Annotated in this window: 14 protein-coding genes and 6 tRNA genes; 4 read left to right on the plus strand and 16 right to left on the minus strand. The window is 51.3% G+C overall.

Going from position 1 to position 15997, the window contains the following annotated elements; translation table 11 throughout:
* Window positions 1-21 precede the first annotated feature (21 nt).
* The 11 genes from ACT9TW_RS11435 to nagB form a co-directional block, all read right to left on the minus strand.
* Window positions 22-96 (minus strand) — tRNA-Gln (locus ACT9TW_RS11435).
* Window positions 97-140: 44 nt separating this feature from the next.
* Window positions 141-217: transfer RNA gene (locus ACT9TW_RS11440), tRNA-Met, on the minus strand.
* A 16-nt stretch (window positions 218-233) separates the two neighbouring features.
* Window positions 234-308: transfer RNA gene (locus tag ACT9TW_RS11445), tRNA-Gln, on the minus strand.
* A gap of 32 nt (window positions 309-340) precedes the next feature.
* Window positions 341-415: transfer RNA gene (locus ACT9TW_RS11450), tRNA-Gln, on the minus strand.
* A 23-nt stretch (window positions 416-438) separates the two neighbouring features.
* Window positions 439-523 (minus strand) — tRNA-Leu (locus ACT9TW_RS11455).
* 8 nt (window positions 524-531) lie between these two features.
* Window positions 532-608 (minus strand) — tRNA-Met (locus tag ACT9TW_RS11460).
* Between the two features lie 226 nt (window positions 609-834).
* Window positions 835-2499: an asparagine synthase B gene (gene asnB, locus ACT9TW_RS11465; protein ID WP_182060031.1), complete on the minus strand. Its 1665-nt coding sequence runs from the start codon at window positions 2497-2499 to the stop codon at window positions 835-837.
* A gap of 249 nt (window positions 2500-2748) precedes the next feature.
* On the minus strand, window positions 2749-3501 hold the full coding sequence (nagD, locus tag ACT9TW_RS11470; protein ID WP_166717394.1) for a ribonucleotide monophosphatase NagD: 753 nt from the start codon (window positions 3499-3501) through the stop codon (window positions 2749-2751).
* 45 nt (window positions 3502-3546) lie between these two features.
* Window positions 3547-4767, minus strand: a complete 1221-nt coding sequence (nagC, locus tag ACT9TW_RS11475; protein WP_446492423.1) for a DNA-binding transcriptional regulator NagC — start codon at window positions 4765-4767, stop codon at window positions 3547-3549.
* A gap of 8 nt (window positions 4768-4775) precedes the next feature.
* Window positions 4776-5924 carry an N-acetylglucosamine-6-phosphate deacetylase gene (gene nagA, locus ACT9TW_RS11480; RefSeq protein ID WP_182060033.1) on the minus strand — a complete coding sequence of 383 codons (1149 nt, stop codon included), beginning with the start codon at window positions 5922-5924 and terminating at the stop codon, window positions 4776-4778.
* 55 nt (window positions 5925-5979) lie between these two features.
* On the minus strand, window positions 5980-6780 hold the full coding sequence (gene nagB / locus ACT9TW_RS11485) for a glucosamine-6-phosphate deaminase (protein ID WP_014069347.1): 801 nt from the start codon (window positions 6778-6780) through the stop codon (window positions 5980-5982).
* 328 nt (window positions 6781-7108) lie between these two features.
* Here nagB and nagE point away from each other — a divergent pair, with 328 nt between their 5' ends.
* The 4 genes from nagE (at window position 7109) to chiQ (ending at window position 13124) form a co-directional block, all read left to right on the plus strand.
* Complete coding sequence (gene nagE, locus ACT9TW_RS11490) at window positions 7109-9061, plus strand: PTS N-acetyl glucosamine transporter subunit IIABC (protein ID WP_446492424.1); 1953 nt, start codon at window positions 7109-7111, stop codon at window positions 9059-9061.
* Between the two features lie 171 nt (window positions 9062-9232).
* Entirely contained in the window at window positions 9233-10900 is a 1668-nt protein-coding gene (gene glnS, locus ACT9TW_RS11495) for a glutamine--tRNA ligase (RefSeq protein WP_182060035.1), read from the plus strand.
* A 449-nt stretch (window positions 10901-11349) separates the two neighbouring features.
* The gene (chiP, locus tag ACT9TW_RS11500) at window positions 11350-12747 is read left to right on the plus strand and encodes a chitoporin ChiP (protein WP_446492425.1); all 1398 of its coding nucleotides are present in this window, start codon (window positions 11350-11352) and stop codon (window positions 12745-12747) included.
* A gap of 47 nt (window positions 12748-12794) precedes the next feature.
* Window positions 12795-13124, plus strand: coding sequence for a ChiQ/YbfN family lipoprotein (gene chiQ / locus ACT9TW_RS11505; RefSeq protein WP_182063535.1), 330 nt, complete (start codon window positions 12795-12797; stop codon window positions 13122-13124).
* Between the two features lie 109 nt (window positions 13125-13233).
* Here the strand turns inward: chiQ and fur are convergent, their stop codons facing one another.
* From fur to ybfF, 5 genes are all read right to left on the minus strand, one after another.
* Window positions 13234-13680 (minus strand): ferric iron uptake transcriptional regulator, encoded by a 447-nt coding sequence (gene fur, locus ACT9TW_RS11510; RefSeq protein ID WP_014069352.1) that lies wholly within the window; start codon window positions 13678-13680, stop codon window positions 13234-13236.
* Complete coding sequence (locus ACT9TW_RS11515; protein WP_182063536.1) at window positions 13673-13759, minus strand: ryhB-regulated fur leader peptide; 87 nt, start codon at window positions 13757-13759, stop codon at window positions 13673-13675. The genes fur and ACT9TW_RS11515 overlap by 8 nt, the downstream gene beginning before the upstream one ends.
* Window positions 13760-13971: 212 nt before the next feature.
* Window positions 13972-14502 carry a flavodoxin FldA gene (gene fldA / locus ACT9TW_RS11520; protein ID WP_003858653.1) on the minus strand — a complete coding sequence of 177 codons (531 nt, stop codon included), beginning with the start codon at window positions 14500-14502 and terminating at the stop codon, window positions 13972-13974.
* Window positions 14503-14657: 155 nt separating this feature from the next.
* On the minus strand, window positions 14658-14945 hold the full coding sequence (ybfE, locus tag ACT9TW_RS11525) for a LexA regulated protein (protein WP_041162017.1): 288 nt from the start codon (window positions 14943-14945) through the stop codon (window positions 14658-14660).
* Between the two features lie 129 nt (window positions 14946-15074).
* Window positions 15075-15848: an esterase gene (gene ybfF / locus ACT9TW_RS11530; protein ID WP_446492426.1), complete on the minus strand. Its 774-nt coding sequence runs from the start codon at window positions 15846-15848 to the stop codon at window positions 15075-15077.
* Window positions 15849-15997 lie beyond the last annotated feature (149 nt).

Consider the following 15997-nt stretch of genomic DNA (forward strand, 5'->3'; position numbering starts at 1 on the left):
CTGCTTAACGACTTTTTAAATTGGCTGGGGTACGAGGATTCGAACCTCGGAATGCTGGTATCAGAAACCAGAGCCTTACCGCTTGGCGATACCCCAACAATTTTTTCTAGCTTACCGATATAATCGATAATGTACTAATTTGGTGGCTACGACGGGATTCGAACCTGTGACCCCATCATTATGAGTGATGTGCTCTAACCAACTGAGCTACGTAGCCAGACTGCATTCTTCGATGGCTGGGGTACCTGGATTCGAACCAGGGAATGCCGGTATCAAAAACCGGTGCCTTACCGCTTGGCGATACCCCAATACCGCGGAGAACCGCAAAATCGAAGAAATATGGCTGGGGTACCTGGATTCGAACCAGGGAATGCCGGTATCAAAAACCGGTGCCTTACCGCTTGGCGATACCCCATCCGTGCAACGCTTACTTGGGAATGGTGCGGGAGGCGAGACTTGAACTCGCACACCTTGCGGCGCCAGAACCTAAATCTGGTGCGTCTACCAATTTCGCCACTCCCGCAAAAAAGATGGTGGCTACGACGGGATTCGAACCTGTGACCCCATCATTATGAGTGATGTGCTCTAACCAACTGAGCTACGTAGCCATCTTTTTTTCGCGTTACCTTATCGGCGTTGCGGGGCGCATTATGCGTATAGACCCTTGCAGCGTCAACACCTTTTTCATCGAAAATAGCCGGAATGTGACTGTTTGGTTAGGTTGCGAACAGCGTGGCCGAATATTCGGCAATTATTGGTTATTAATCATTTTTGTCCAGCAAAATACAGTGCAAAAAAAACAGGCCCCGGAGGGCCTGTTAGTCATACAGATGATCATTTATATGCCGACTGGTGAACACCTACAGCACGTCCTGACGGGTCGTTCATGGATTTAAACGATTCGTCCCATTCAATCGCTTTTGCGGAAGAACAGGCGACTGACGGGCCACCAGGCACACATTCCGCAGCACTTGGTACCGGGAACAGTTCTTCAAAGATTTCACGGTACAGATAGGCTTCTTTGGACCCCGGCGTGTTGTACGGGAAGCGGAAGCTGGCAGTTTCCAGTTGTTGATCGGAAACCTGTTTTGCCGCCACCTCTTTCAGGGTGTCGATCCAGCTGTAGCCTACGCCATCAGAGAACTGCTCTTTCTGACGCCACGCAACGCTTGCCGGCAGGTAGGACTCAAAACATTCACGAAGGATATGTTTTTCCATTTTGCCGTTGCCGCACATTTTATCCTGCGGATTAATACGCATGGCCACGTCGAGGAATTTCTTATCGAGGAACGGCACGCGAGCTTCCACACCCCAGGCCGACATCGCTTTGTTGGCACGCGCACAGTCAAACATATGCAGCGCCTGAAGTTTGCGGACCGTCTCTTCATGCAACTCTTTGGCATTCGGCGCTTTATGGAAGTACAGGTAGCCACCGAATACTTCATCAGAACCTTCGCCAGACAGCACCATCTTAATGCCCATCGCTTTGATCTTACGGGACATCAGGTACATCGGCGTAGAGGCGCGGATGGTGGTCACATCATAGGTTTCGATGTGATAGATAACATCACGGATCGCATCCAGGCCTTCCTGCACGGTGAAATGAATTTCGTGGTGCACGGTACCGAGGTGGTTTGCCACTTCCTGTGCAGCTTTCAGGTCGGGTGCGCCTTCCAGGCCAACGGCAAAGGAGTGCAGCTGTGGCCACCAGGCTTCCGAACGCTCCTGATCTTCCACACGACGTGCGGCAAATTTCTTGGTGATGGCGGAAATCACAGAGGAATCCAGACCACCGGAAAGCAGCACGCCGTAAGGCACGTCTGACATCAGGTGACTTTTAACGGAGTCTTCCAGCGCCTGACGCAGCTCGGCTTTGTCGGTCACGTTGTCTTTCACTGCATCATAGTCGAACCAGTCGCGCTGGTAGTACTGGCGGATCTCGCCGTCTTTACTCCACAGGTAGCTACCCGCCGGGAACTCTTTAATGGTGCGGCAAACCGGCACCAGGGCTTTCATTTCAGAAGCCACGTAGAAGTTACCGTGTTCATCGTGGCCCATATACAGCGGGATAATCCCGATGTGATCGCGGCCAATCAGGTAAGCGTCTTTTTCGCTGTCATACAGCACGAAGGCGAACATACCTTGCAGGTCGTCCAGAAACTCTGGCCCTTTCTCCTGATACAGCGCGAGGATAACTTCGCAGTCAGAACCGGTCTGGAAAGCGTAGCGGTCGCCGTATTCGGCGCGCAGCGCCTGATGGTTATAGATTTCACCGTTCACAGCCAGCGCGTGCGTTTTTTTCTCGTTATACAGCGGCTGTGCGCCCGCGTTGACGTCAACAATAGACAGACGTTCGTGCGCCAGAATAGCTTTATCGCTGGCGTAAACGCCTGACCAGTCCGGGCCGCGATGGCGCATCAGGCGGGACAGTTCAAGAGCCTTTTTACGCAGTTCGCCCGCGTCAGTTTTAATATCCAGCACGCCAAAAATTGAACACATAACCTTCTCCGTTAACCCTGTTGCTTTGTAATGTTGCTTGCTTATGAAAATGCCGCAAAGGGGAATGGCGCGCAAGGGTTTTACGGGGTAAAACGGAAATAGTGCAATGGCGATTAACGAATGTTGAAAAAAGAGTATGTCCTGAACGCTTTTATTGATGATTATGCAATGAATGGTGATTTTTGTTAGATGGTACTGTGTTTATCAGGGCCAAAAATGAAAAACCACGCCCTGAGGCGTGGTTTTGAGTCAGATGACGTCAATTTCATCGACAGAGGGGTAAATCCAGCTCGGCCGGAACGGCATGGAGTCGATATCGTCGAGTGTGGATACACCGGATAGTACGAGGATCGTCTCAAGACCGGCCTGGAAACCGGCCAGAATGTCGGTACGCAGGTTATCACCCACAATCACGGTCTGCTCGGAATGCGCCTGCATTTTGTTCAGTGCAGCGCGGATGATCCACGGGCTCGGTTTACCGACAACAAACGGTTTCCGGCCAGAGATTTTTTCGATACCGGCACACAACGCCCCGCAGGCAGGATAAAAACCACGGCCGTGGGTATCCGGGTTGGTTGCGATAAAGCGCGCACCGTTGGCGACAAAGTACGCTGCTTTATGCATCATCTCCCAGTTAAAGGAGCGCGTTTCACCCACAATCACAAAGTCCGGGTTCACATCAGTGATGGTAAAGCCCGCTTTATACAACTCGTGGATCAGCGCGCCTTCGCCCACCACGTAGGCTTTTTTCCCTTCCTGACGTTTCAGAAAATCAGCCGTTGCCATTGCTGAGGTATAAAACACAGTGTCCGGTACGTCGACACCCGCTGTAGCAAAACGGTTTGCCAAATCCTGACCTGTCTGGGAAGGGTAGTTCGTGAGAAGAACCAGTGGCATTCCTTTGTCGATGATGCGGTGTAAAAACTCCGCAGCACCCGGCACGGCAACGTTGTCGTGCATCAGCACGCCGTCGATATCACAAATTACATTCTTAATGGTCATGGACAATCCGACATCAAAAAAAGAAGGCGTTACTATAAGATCCGATCAGGATTCCAGCAAATGTTGCAGCAGGATCCCGTTAAGCATGGCGCGTTTTACCAGCGCGAAAGCACCAATCGCTGAGCGGTGATCCAGCGTTGAGCGCACCACCGGCAGGTTCTGGCGGAAAGCTTTCAGCGCCTGGGTGTTAATACAGCCTTCAATAGCCGGTAATAACACTTTTTCTGCTTCGACGATTTCGCCCGCGATCACCACTTTTTGCGGGTTAAACAGGTTGATGGCAATGGCAATGGTTTTACCCAGGTGGCGACCAACCTTTTCGATAACTTCGCAGGCCAGCGCGTCGCCTTTGTTGGCGGCTTTGCAAATTGCGCCAATTTTGCAGTCGTCGAGGGTCACTCGGCTTTGGTAGCCCTGTTCAAGTAAGTGACGGACCCGATGTTCTATCGCGGCATTGGCGGCGATAGTTTCAAGGCAGCCGAAATTACCGCAGTGGCAGCGCTCGCCAAGCGGCTCAACCTGAATGTGGCCAATCTCGCCAACGTTACCGTTGCGGCCAATAAAAATGCGACCATTAGAGATGATACCTGCGCCCGTACCACGGTGAACACGCACCAGAATAGAGTCTTCGCAGTCCTGACTCGCACCAAAATAGTGCTCTGCCAGCGCCAGAGAACGAATGTCATGGCCGACGAAGCAGGTCACTTTAAAGCGTTTTTCCAGCGCCTTGACCAGCCCCCAGTTCTCTACCTGAATATGTGGCATATAGCGAATCACACCACTTTCGGGATCGACCAGACCCGGCAGGATTACCGAAATAGCAATCAGCTCGCGGATCTTGCGCTGACAGGCTTCAATAAATTGCGCGATGGTATTAAGCAGCGCATGCTCCAGCGTTTCCTGGGTGCGTTCCGGCAGCGGATAATGTTCTTCGGCAATGGCTTTACTGCTCAGATCGTAGAGCGTAAGCGTGGTGTCATGACGGCCAAGGCGGACGCCAATAGCCTGGAAATTGCGGGTTTCGGTAACAATGGAGATAGCGCGGCGGCCCCCGGTAGAGGCCTGCTGATCGACTTCTTTTATCAGGCCGCGCTCAATAAGCTGACGTGTAATTTTTGTCACACTGGCAGGAGCAAGCTGGCTTTGTTCGGCTATCTGAATACGTGAGATTGGCCCGTGCTGGTCAATCAGGCGATAAACTGCCGCGCTGTTAAGTTGTTTAACGAGATCGACATTACCGATTTGAGCTTGTCCGCCTGGTGTCATACTTTTACTTACTCAGTGACGACCTCGTTACCATTAACGATGGTCTTAATAATTTTATATTCGTGTGTGAACGCTGTCAGGTTTGCAATCATACCTGGCGCAATCCCACCGAGTTGTTTATCCACGCCCATTGCGCGAGCCGGATAAAGTGTTGCCATGCGTAGCACTTCATCAAGCGCGATACCGCAATGTTCAACCAGGTTACGCACCCCTTCGATCATTGTCAGCGCAGAGCCACTCAGCGTGCCGTTTTCGTCCACACACAGTCCATTGCGGTAGTATATTGTTTTACCAGCAAAAATGAACTGGTCAATATTTGCCCCTGCCGGTGCAGTTGCATCCGTTACCAGACACAGCTTATCGCCTTTCAGACGCTTGGCATTACGGATGTTGGTGTAATCGACGTGTAACCCATCGGCAATAATACCGCAGTAAACGTCTGGCTCGTCCAGAATCGCGCCGACCAGACCCGGTTCACGGCCGGTAATGTATGGCATGGCGTTATAAAGATGGGTCGCAAAGGTAATGCCTGCACGGAAGCCGATTTTAGCTTCTTTCACTGTGGCATTAGAGTGGCCGGCAGACACCACAATCCCGGCCGCAGCCAGTTTGCTGATAACCTCTGGCCCGGTCATTTCAGGTGCCAGCGTCACTTTGGTGATCACATCGGCGTTGGCGCACATGTAATCGACCAGCTCGGCATCCGGTTTGCGCACATAATCCGGGTTATGCGTGCCTTTCTTGACCATATTCAGCCACGGCCCTTCAAGGTGCAGACCCAGTGCCTGATTAGGATATTTTGCCAGGTACTCGCGCATCACGCGGATACCTTTTTTCATCAGTTCATCGCTGCTGGTGATAAGCGTTGGCAGATAGCTGGTGCAGCCCGATTTCTCATTGGCTTTTTGCATGATTTCCAGCGTTTCAACGGTCACTGCTTCTGCTGTGTCGTTAAACTGCACACCGCCGCAGCCGTTAAGCTGAACATCGATAAAACCGGGGGAGATAATTGCTCCATTGAGTGAGCGTTGTTCAATCTCCGGCGGCAGTTCAGCCAACGGACAAATACGTTCAATCAGGCCATTCGCGATAACAATCGCGTGGTCATCCAGAATTTCATGGCCGGTATAAATCCGACCGTGGGTTAAAGCGTACATAACGACCCCCGGTTTAAAAATGCGACCGCCTCTTCGCAAAGAGGCGGTTATTCAATTACAGACCTTTGATGTTCTCAGCTTCTAACTCGTTGAAGTATTTCAGCGTCTTCACTTTCAGTTCCATGGTGGATGGTTCGTCGCACACAATAACTGATTTCGGATGCAGTTGGAGGCAACTGATGGTCCACATGTGGTTAACGTTGCCTTCAACGGCCGCCTGGAGCGCCTGCGCTTTCACGCCGCCCAGCACCAGAATCATCACTTCTTCGGCATCCAGCAGGGTGCCCACGCCAACGGTCAGGGCGTATTTTGGAACCTGGTTAACATCGCCGTCAAAGAAGCGTGAGTTTGCCACGCGAGTGTCATGGGTCAGCGTTTTAATACGCGTACGGGAAGCCAGGGAAGATGCGGGTTCGTTGAACGCGATATGCCCATCGTTACCTACGCCACCCATGAACAGGTGGATTTTACCGTATGCGCGGATTTTTTCTTCGTACTGACGGCATTCCGCATCAATATCAGGCGCGTTTCCATTCAGCAGGTTAATATTTTCAGCAGGGATATCAACGTGATCAAAGAAGTTGCGGTGCATGAAGCTGTGATAGCTCTCAGGATGTTCCTTTGGCAGGCCAACATATTCATCCATGTTGAAGGTGACAACATGTTTGAAGCTAACCTGGCCCGCTTTGTGCATTTCAACTAATGCTTTGTACGCAGTCAGCGGCGTGCCGCCAGTCGGAAGACCAAGAACGAAAGGACGATCGGCGGTTGGTTTGAACGCATTAATGCGGTTAACGATATGACGAGCGGCCCATTTACCGACTTGTTCAGCTGTTGCCAGGGGAATCAGTCTCATTGTTCACCTCTAGAGTTAAAGTAAAAAAGTGGGCGGATGATTACTGGAGCCTGAACTAAGCGTAACCTGGAACCTTTCAGGCCGGATCAATCCGTCTTGATTTTTTGAATGATAAAATAAGTTTTCGCTGTTAGCCAGTGAAAGGGAGGGTTAATAACGATATTTGGTGACAAAAATCACAAAAAGTACGCATTTAATTTGCGATACGAATTAATTTTTCACACACTCAGAATGCCAGTGAATCATTAACGGTACTTATAAGCCTGTAACACTATAAAAACAGTTTAGAACGAGCCTTAAAAACAGTGGGCCTCGTAGGGGGAATCGGATGAATATTTTAGGTTTTTTCCAGCGACTCGGTAGGGCATTGCAGTTGCCCATCGCTGTGTTGCCAGTGGCGGCACTGTTGCTGCGATTCGGCCAACCGGATTTATTAAACGTACCTTTCATCGCGCAAGCGGGTGGGGCTATTTTCGATAACCTTGCGCTGATTTTCGCCATTGGTGTCGCATCCAGCTGGTCCAAGGACGGTGCAGGTGCGGCAGCTCTGGCAGGCGCGGTGGGTTACTTTGTGTTGACTAAGGCAATGGTCACCATCAATCCTGAAATCAACATGGGTGTGTTGGCGGGTATCATTACCGGTCTGGTGGGGGGGGCGGTGTATAACCGCTGGTCCAACATCAAACTTCCGGATTTCTTGAGCTTCTTCGGTGGGAAACGTTTTGTGCCGATCGCGACGGGCTTCTTCTGCCTGGTATTAGCGGCCGTCTTCGGTTACGTCTGGCCACCTGTTCAGCATGGTATTCATGCGGGCGGTGAATGGATCGTTTCTGCGGGCGCTCTGGGTTCCGGCATCTTTGGTTTCATTAACCGTCTGCTGATCCCTACGGGCCTGCATCAGGTTCTGAACACCATCGCCTGGTTCCAGATCGGTGAATTCACCAACGCAGCGGGTGCTGTGTTCCACGGTGATATCAACCGCTTCTACGCGGGTGACGGTACCGCAGGTATGTTCATGTCAGGCTTCTTCCCAATCATGATGTTTGGTCTGCCGGGTGCGGCACTGGCGATGTATTTCGCTGCGCCGAAAGAACGTCGTCCAATGGTTGGTGGTATGCTGCTTTCCGTTGCGGTGACTGCATTCCTGACGGGTGTTACTGAGCCGCTGGAATTCCTATTCATGTTCTTGGCTCCGCTGCTGTACCTCCTGCACGCGCTGCTGACGGGGATCAGTCTGTTTGTTGCTACGCTGCTGGGTATTCATGCGGGCTTCTCCTTCTCCGCAGGCGCTATCGACTATGTGTTGATGTACAGCCTGCCGGCAGCCAGTAAGAACGTCTGGATGCTGTTGGTGATGGGGCTGGTCTTCTTCATGATTTACTTCCTGCTGTTCAGCGCGGTTATTCGTATGTTTAACCTGAAGACGCCGGGTCGTGAAGATAAAACCGATGACGTAGTGACTGAAGAAGCGAATAGCAATACTGAAGAAGGCCTGGCTCAGCTGGCGACCAGTTATATCGCCGCTGTAGGCGGTTCCGATAACCTGAAAGCTATTGATGCATGTATTACCCGTCTGCGTCTGACTGTTATTGATGCTACTCGTGTGAATGATGCGGCGTGTAAACGCCTGGGCGCATCTGGTGTGGTGAAACTGAACAAGCAGAGTATCCAGGTTATTGTGGGTGCGAAGGCGGAATCCATCGGCGATGAAATGAAAAAAGTCGTTGCACGTGGTCCGGTAGCCGCAGCGGAAGCGTCAGCTGCTCCAGCTGCAGCGGCGCCAGCAGCGGCAAAACCTCAGGCTGTACCAAATGCAACCACCATTGCTGCACTGGTTTCCCCAGTGACCGGTGAAGTGGTTGCCATTGAGCAGGTTCCTGACGAAGCCTTCGCCAGCAAAGCTGTCGGCGACGGTGTGGCGGTGAAACCAACGGAAAAAACCGTGGTATCTCCGGCAGCCGGTACGATTGTGAAAATCTTCAACACCAACCATGCATTCTGCCTTGAAACTGAAAAAGGCGCGGAAATCGTCGTCCACATGGGCATCGATACCGTTGCGCTGAACGGTAAAGGCTTTACCCGCCTGGTGGAAGAGGGTGCAGAAGTGGTCGCAGGCCAGCCGATTCTGGAAATGGATCTGGACTTCCTGAACGCCAACGCGCGCTCGATGATAAGCCCGGTTGTTTGCAGCAACATCGACGACTTCAGCGGCCTGGTGCTTCAGGCGAAAGGTCAGGTGGTTGCAGGTCAGACACCACTGTATGAGATTAAAGGCAAGTAATCGCTCCTGAGTAGAGTCTGTGCCTTAAGCGGCGGGGGTTATCCTCCGCCGCTTTTTTTTGCAGCATTTGCCCCCATTATTTACGTCCTGGACGTTTTAAAGGGTTGTCACTGCGCCCTGCTTATAAGATCATATGCCGTTATACGTTGTTTACGCTTTGAGGAACCTACGATGAGTGAGGCTGAAGCCCGCCCGAGTAACTTTATCCGTCAGATCATTGATGAAGATCTGGCCAGTGGTAAGCACACCACAATTCATACCCGTTTTCCGCCGGAGCCGAACGGCTACCTGCATATTGGTCATGCGAAATCTATCTGCCTGAACTTTGGCATTGCGCAAGACTATAAAGGGCAGTGCAACCTGCGTTTCGATGACACCAACCCAGTAAAAGAAGACATCGAATACGTTGAGTCCATCAAGAACGACGTGCAATGGCTGGGCTTCAACTGGTCTGGTGATATCTGCTACTCCTCTGACTATTTCGATCAGCTGTTTGCTTACGCAGTAGAGCTTATCAACAAAGGTCTGGCGTATGTCGACGAGCTTTCTGCCGACGAAATCCGTGAATACCGCGGCTCGCTGACCGCTCCGGGTAAAAACAGCCCATACCGCGACCGCAGCGTAGAAGAGAACCTGGCGTTGTTTGAAAAAATGCGTGCTGGTGGTTTCGAAGAAGGCAAAGCCTGTCTGCGCGCCAAAATCGATATGGCGTCACCGTTCATCGTGATGCGCGACCCGGTGCTATACCGCATTAAGTTCGCTGAACACCACCAGACGGGCAACAAGTGGTGCATCTACCCGATGTACGACTTCACCCACTGCATCAGCGATGCGCTGGAAGGGATCACTCACTCACTGTGTACGCTGGAATTCCAGGACAACCGTCGTCTGTACGACTGGGTGCTGGATAACATCACCATTCCTGTGCATCCGCGTCAGTACGAGTTCTCTCGTCTGAATCTGGAATACACCGTGATGTCCAAGCGTAAGCTGAACCTGCTGGTCACCGACAAGCACGTTGAAGGCTGGGATGACCCACGGATGCCGACCATCTCTGGCCTGCGTCGTCGTGGTTACACCTCTGCGTCAATCCGCGAGTTCTGCAAACGTATCGGCGTCACCAAGCAGGATAACACCATTGAGATTGCTTCTCTGGAGTCCTGCATCCGTGAAGATCTGAACGAAAACGCACCACGTGCGATGGCGGTTATCGATCCGGTTAAACTGGTTATCGAAAACTACCCGCAGGGTGAAAGCGAGCTGGTGTCTATGCCTAACCATCCGAGCAAACCGGAAATGGGCAGCCGTGACGTGCCGTTCAGTGCGGATATCTGGATTGACCGTGCTGACTTCCGCGAAGAAGCCAACAAGCAGTACAAGCGTCTGGTGTTAGGTAAAGAGGTGCGTCTGCGTAACGCCTACGTGATCAAAGCTGAGCGCGTAGAGAAAGACGCAGAAGGCAATATCACCACAATCTTCTGTACCTATGATGCAGAAACCCTGAGCAAAGATCCGGCTGATGGCCGTAAAGTGAAAGGCGTTATCCACTGGGTGAGCGCAGCACACGCGCTGCCGGTTGAAATCCGCCTGTACGACCGTCTGTTCAGCGTACCTAACCCAGGTGCTGCGGATGACTTCCTGGCTACCATCAACCAGGAATCTCTGGTTATCAAGCAGGGCTTTGCTGAACCTTCACTGAAAGATGCTGAAATCAGTAAAGCGTACCAGTTTGAGCGTGAAGGTTACTTCTGCCTGGACAGCCGTTACAGCACCGCAGAAAAACTGGTATTTAACCGTACTGTGGGTCTGCGTGATACCTGGGCTAAAGTCGGCGAATAATAACGCTTGCCTGGTCAATGAGAAACAAACGCCGCTTATTGCGGCGTTTTTTTTATTTAATGATCATGCCATTAACGGCATGGCAAAAGCGATATTGAGAAATATACAGGTCAATGAGCTGCTACTTATTTTTCTCAAAAAAAGTTTGTGAATTTACGGAAAGACAAAACAGGTGAAAATAAGTGCAAACCTCTGTTATTACCCTCTGAATTTAATCGCTTTCCCCCGTAAAACCTCGCTTCGCGCGAAGTGTTACAAATCGCTACCAATTATGTGCACTTCGTCATAATCCTGACTTTTGCCCGCTAAAAAGCATTGATAATTCGCGTCGCGAAAAATAACCTAAAGACGGTAGTTAATTCGAGGGTATTTCTAACTACCCCTGACCATTTGGTCTTTTATATTTTTCGCCGTTTTAGGCGTTTTAATTCGTCAAAGAGGAATAATCTATGCGTACGTTCAGTGGCAAACGTAGTGCGCTGGCGCTGGCTATTGCCGGTGTGACAGCAATGTCGGGCCTGGTTGTCGCTCCAGAAGCTAAAGCGGCAGGTTTCATTGATGATTCTACGCTCACGGGCGGTATCTATTACTGGCAGCGTGAACGTGACCGTAAAGACGTCACCGAAGACAAATACAAAACCAACCTTTCTCACTCCACCTGGAACGCCAACCTGGATTTCCAGTCGGGTTACGCCGCCGATTTGTTCGGCCTGGATATTGCGGCATTCACTGCAATAGAAATGGCGGAAAATGGCGACAGTGGTCACCCGAACGAAATTGCATTCTCTTCCAGCAACAAAGCGTATAAAGAAGACTGGTCAGGAGATAAGAGCGGAGTCAGCCTGTATAAGGCCGCTGCGAAATTTAAATATGGCCCGGTATGGGCACGTGCGGGTTATATCCAGCCAACCGGACAAACGCTGTTAGCGCCACACTGGAGCTTTATGCCAGGTACTTATCAGGGTGCAGAAGCTGGCGCGAATTTTGACTACGGCGATGCGGGCGCACTGAGCTTCTCGTATATGTGGACCAACGAGTATAAAGCGCCGTGGCATATTGAGATGGATAAGTTTTACCAGAACGATAAAAAAACCAAAGTTGATTATCTTCACTCGCTGGGTGCGAAGTACGATTTCAAAAACGACCTGGTTCTTGAAGCCGCATTTGGTCAGGCTGAAGGCTATATCGACCAGTATTTTGCCAAAGCAAGCTACAAGTTTGATATTGCGGGCAGCCCGTTGAGCACCAGCTATCAGTTCTACGGTACGCGCGACAAAGCCAGCAGCGGTACGGTAAACGATATATACGACGGCACGGCGTGGTTGCAGGCTTTAACCTTCGGCTACAAAGTGGGCCAGGTCGATTTACGTCTTGAAGGGACATGGGTGAAGGCTGAAGGCCAGCAGGGTTACTTCCTGCAACGTATGACCCCAACCTATGCGTCCTCTAATGGTCGTCTGGATATCTGGTGGGATAACCGTTCAGACTTCAACGCCGATGGCGAAAAAGCCGTCTTCTTCGGTGCCATGTATGACCTGAAAAACTGGAATCTGCCGGGCTGGGCGGTGGGGGCTTCCTACGCTTACGCATGGGATGCAAAACCTGGCGATATGGCCACACCAGACGCGTACTACGACCCGAACTATCGTCTGAAAGAGTCCTCTTACAGCCTGGATGCGATTTACACCCTTCAGGATGGTCGCGCGAAAGGCACGATGTTCAAACTGCACTTCACTCAATACGACAACCACTCCGATATCCCAAGTTACGCGGGCGGTTACGGCAACATCTTCCAGGATGAACGTGACGTGAAATTCATGGTGATTGCCCCGTTCACAATCTTCTGATGAACAGACCGGCGGGTTAAGTTCCGCCGGAATGGAGACTGAAAATGATGAAAAAAATCATAATCGTCGCGATGCTGGCATCGGGGCTGGTGGCTTGTGCGCAGACTCAGGCACCAAAAGAGGACTCACGTCTGAAAGAGGCTTACAGCGCCTGTATTAATACAGCTGAAGGCTCGCCAGAGAAAATCGAAGCCTGCCAGAGCGTGCTTAATGTGCTGAAGAAAGAGAAGGCGCATGAGCAGTTCGCAACTCAGGAAAACGTCCGCGTGATGGATTACCAGGCCTGTATCCAGGCGCGTAAAACCGGAAACGATCAGGAAGTGGCGAAGCGTTGCGATCAGATCTGGAAAGAGATCCGTAGTAATAACAGTAATTAACTCGCTGTTATCATGCCCGGTGGCGCTACGCTTACCGGGCTTTTTTTATGCCAAATAACTGGCAAAAAAAAGCCAACCTTTCGGCTGGCTCAGAGTATGAAAAGAGTACTTACTTCGCGTCGTGCGCGTGATCATTTTCGCGGCAATCGCCTTCCGCACAGTGGCCGTACAGGTACAGGCTGTGGTTGGTCAGACGGATGCCATGACGGGCCGCGATTTCACGCTGGCGCGCTTCGATAGAGTCATCACTAAATTCAATGACCTTGCCACAGTCGAGGCAGATCAGGTGATCGTGATGGTGTTGCTGAGTCAGTTCGAAAACAGATTTACCGCCTTCGAAGTTATGACGGGTAACAATGCCCGCGTCATCAAACTGGTTCAGCACGCGATAAACGGTCGCCAGCCCAATTTCTTCACCCATGTCGATAAGACGCTTATAAAGGTCTTCCGCACTGACATGGTGATTGTCTGGTCCCTGAAGCACTTCAAGGATTTTTAACCGAGGAAGCGTAACTTTCAGGCCAGCCTTCTTTAATGCGGTGTTGTTGTCAGTCATGCGGAATCTGTCCTGTTGCTAAACGATTCACTTCTAAGGAAGAAGTGACAGAGAATGCACTTGGGATAATGCGTATCATTATAGAACTGCCATGTCTAAATGAAAACTGCAAGTCTCAAGCAAAGTATGCTTATAAAAACGTGGTATCACCAACAAACTTGTTCGATGGCACCCACGTATTACCAGGGGGATATTGTACAGGTCTGAACGAAAAAGTTAAAAGTTTGTAGCAATTAATTTAATCGGTTTGACCCGGTCAAGCGGGCGCAACCGAAGTTGCGCCGCTCATTATCAGGCGTTAAGGATGTCGTCCAGGTTCAGTTCTTCGCGGACCTGTTTAACCCATTTTTCAACGCGTTCTGCAGTCAGTTCTGGCTGGCGGTCTTCATCGATGGCCAGACCCACAAAGTGATCGTCGTCGGCCAGGCCTTTAGAGGCTTCGAAGTGGTAACCCGCTGTCGGCCAGTGACCCACGATAGCTGCGCCGCGTGGTTCAATGATGTCGCGGATGGTGCCCAGCGCGTCACAGAAATATTCTGCGTAATCTTCCTGATCGCCACAACCGAACAGCGCAACCAGCTTACCGTTGAAATCAACCTCTTCCAGAGTCGGGAAGAAATCGTCCCAGTCGCACTGCGCTTCGCCGTAGTACCAGGTTGGAATACCCAGCAGCAGGATGTCATAGCCTTCGAGATCTTCTTTGCTGCTCTTGGCAATGTCATGCACATCGGCAACATCTTTACCGAGCTGTTTTTGAATGTTTTTTGCGATATTTTCGGTATTGCCGGTATCACTGCCGAAGAAAATGCCGATGATTGCCATGAGTAAAATAACCTCTTGAAACTTAATGGTATGGTGGCGCAATTTGTCCACGGATAAGGGCAATAATAGCAGAACAGACAACCCTGCGGAAACAGCTATCGCGCAGGACTGCACTCTGTGCTACATGAAAAGGGTGAGAAAGGGAGTTTTCTGACTTATGCCTTGCTGTGCAATTTTTCGAGTTGCGCGATCAACATCTCTTCAATCAGCTCGCTGCGGCTGATGTCGCGGGCGCTGGCAAGCTCGTTGAGTGCATCAACGGCATCGGCGTTGAGTTTCAGTTCGACACGCTTAAGCCCACGATTTTTATCGCGTTTAAGCTGGTTGCGTTTATTAATACGCAGCTGTTCATCGCGCGAAAGCGGATTTGTCTTGGGTCGTCCCGGGCGACGCTCATTCGCGAACAGATCTATTGTCGTACGGTCCGTTTGTTCTTTGGCCATGATTTTGAGACTTCGGGGGAAAACAAGCCGCCCTGCTATTGCCCGGGCGATAAGCGCGCCATCATACATCACCCACATCGGCACGCCAACGACTGGAAGCCCGCAGGCTTCCAGTCGCTGTCTTTTTAATCAATTCGTAGTATCAGAGAGATAGCGGCGGATCGCGCGAAGCACGGCTTCTGGTTTTTCAGCATGAACCCAGTGTCCGGCTCCGGCGATAACATGCGCGCGGGCTTCGGGGAACTGTCTGATCAATTCATCGCGACAGGCTTCGGTGACATACGGCGAATTGCCGCCGCGCACAAAGAGGGTAGGGTGTTGCCAGGCCGCAACCGGCTCCCAGCCGACAATTTCTGAGTATTGATCCCACAGCACCGGCACGTTGAAGCGCCACTGGCCGTCGACAAACGATTTCAGCAGAAACTGCACCACACCTTCTTCATTAAGATGGTCGCGCATGATGGCTGCGGCCTGCTGGCGGGTGGAAACACCGGCGTCTGTCACTGCATTAATAGCGGCAAAGATCTCATCGTGGCGACGCACGTCATAATCCACGGGCGCTACGTCTATTACGACCAGGCCGTTAATGTGCTCCGGCGCAAGTGCGGTCAGGGCCATAACGGCTTTGCCTCCCATTGAATGCCCAATCAGCGTCACCTTTTCGAGGTTGTTCGCCTTAAGCGTATCCAGAAGATCCTGCGCCATTGCGGCGTAAGTCATCTCTGGCGAGCGCCCTGAAAGACCATGGTTACGCATATCTACCTGCAAAATATCGTGATCGCTAACCAGATCCCGCGCCAGCACACCCAGGTTATCCAGGCTGCCAAAAAGACCGTGAACCAGTACGATGGGAGAATTATTGTTCGGCGATTGTGCAGATTGCGCTCGGGTATTCAATTTCATGGCAAAGTTCTTTTTTTACGTATGTCAGGTTAGGGTATCATGTTGACCATTCTGCCGCCCGGCTGCAAGGATCCAGTTTAATCTGACTTTTGCCGCCAACCTGGCTTGACGCTATCCGCTGTTGGGATTTGACCTTATAATCCCAACGA

The sequence above is a fragment of the Enterobacter sp. C4G1 genome, assembly GCF_052886895.1.